This is a genomic window from Chlorogloeopsis fritschii PCC 6912, from assembly GCF_000317285.1.
Classification (GTDB): domain Bacteria; phylum Cyanobacteriota; class Cyanobacteriia; order Cyanobacteriales; family Nostocaceae; genus Chlorogloeopsis; species Chlorogloeopsis fritschii.
Genome location: NZ_AJLN01000053.1, coordinates 1 through 1761, shown reverse-complemented (window position 1 = coordinate 1761; position 1761 = coordinate 1). Strand labels below are relative to the sequence as shown.

General features: G+C 47.1%; 1 protein-coding gene. It reads left to right on the top strand.

Annotated elements, in window-relative coordinates; genetic code table 11:
- Positions 1 to 27: 27 nt before the first annotated feature.
- The coding region (locus UYC_RS35395) for a type I polyketide synthase (protein ID WP_235181609.1) at positions 28 to 1761 on the top strand (1734 nt) is incomplete at its 3' end.

The window sequence follows — 1761 nt, the reverse complement described above, 5'->3', positions numbered from 1 at the left end:
CTGACTCATCTGGAACAGGCATTGAGCTTGAGGAAAGTTCAGGTGGCGATCGCTAAATTTGTGCAGGATGGAGAACCAGTAAAAGAAATCACCGAGCCAGAGAGCGTCCATCCCATTCCTAAAGCCGAAGTTACGACTACTCAACGACACACGACTGCTGCTGAAATTGAATCTTTATTGGTGGAAATTCTCAGTCAAAATTTGCAAATTCCCCCACAGCGAATTGATATCCACCAACCATTCCTAGAAATGGGCATTGATTCGGTCACTGCCCTGCAATTAGTGGAGATACTAGAGAAGAAAATCCAAACTTCTCTACCCAAAACACTATTCTTTGACTACGCCAGTATCAAAGATTTGGCTCTGGGGCTAGTCAGCCAATACGACTGTTTGATAAAGGTTGAGGAACCACCACCACAATCAACAGCAAATTTTACAGTCTCGGATGAAATACAAGAGACTATCAGCGCACCCCAACCTCAAATTAACTGGGAAAATTCGACCTCTGGCAGTGAACCTATAGCCGTGATCGGCATGAGCGGGCGTTTCCCCGATGCTGCTGACTTGCAAAGCTTTTGGGAACTTCTCCGTCAAGGGCATGATGCAGTCAAAGAAGTTCCTCGCCATCGTTGGGATATTGACAAATACTATAATCCAGACGCACAAGCTGAAGGCACAAGTTACAGCAAGTGGGGTGCATTTCTCGATCGCCTAGATCAATTTGATCCGTTGCTGTTCCGGATTTCGCCACGGGAAGCAGAAGCTATAGATCCCCAACAGCGGATTATGTTGGAGTTGGTGTGGGAAGCTCTAGAAACAGCGGGATATGCTGACGGTAAACTGACAGACACAGAAACAGGTGTATTTATTGGTGCCACCTACTCCCACTATTTACGCGAGAATGTGCCTTATCTTCATGGTGACGCCTACTCTAGTTTGGGTAACAGTAATGCCATCCTTGCCAATCGTATATCTTACTTTTTCGGCTGGCGCGGCCCCTCCCTGACAGTAGACACTTTATGTTCATCCTCACTGATGGCACTACACTTGGGAGTACAAAGCCTGCGTCGGGGTGAGTGTGAATATGCCTTAGTGGGTGGGGTGCATCTGGGTATGTCCCTCGACTATTACCAAGCCCTGAGCCGTCTGGGTGCAGTTTCTTCCCAAGGACGCTGCCGGACTTTTGATCGCCAAGCTGATGGTTATGTTCCGGGTGAGGGTGCAGGAGTAATTTTGCTCAAGCCCTTATCTAAAGCTTTACGCGATCGCGACTATATTTGGGGAGTAATTTTAGGCAGTGCTGTCAATCATGGAGGTCGATCAAGCGGTCTGACTGTACCTAATTCTAATGCCCAAGCACGTTTAATTCAGCGTGCATTGCAAGATGCCAATGTGAGTGCAGATGATATTTCTTATCTAGAAGCTCACGGTACGGGAACTTCCCTCGGCGATCCGATCGAAGTCAGGGGACTAGTGCAAGCTTTCAAAACTGATACCCAACGCCAACAGTTTTGTGCCATTGGCTCTGTCAAATCAAATATTGGTCACTTGGAACCAGCAGCAGGCATGGCAGGATTGTTCAAAATTCTTTTAGCGATGAAAGCCAAACAAATACCACCAACATTGCATATTACCGAAATTAATCCCAACATCAATTTTGAACAAACTCCGTTTTACGTTAATGATCGCCTGCGAGACTGGAAAACCAATGGTTGTCCCCGACGGGCGGGCTTAAGCGCCTTTGGTATGGGTGGAGCCAAT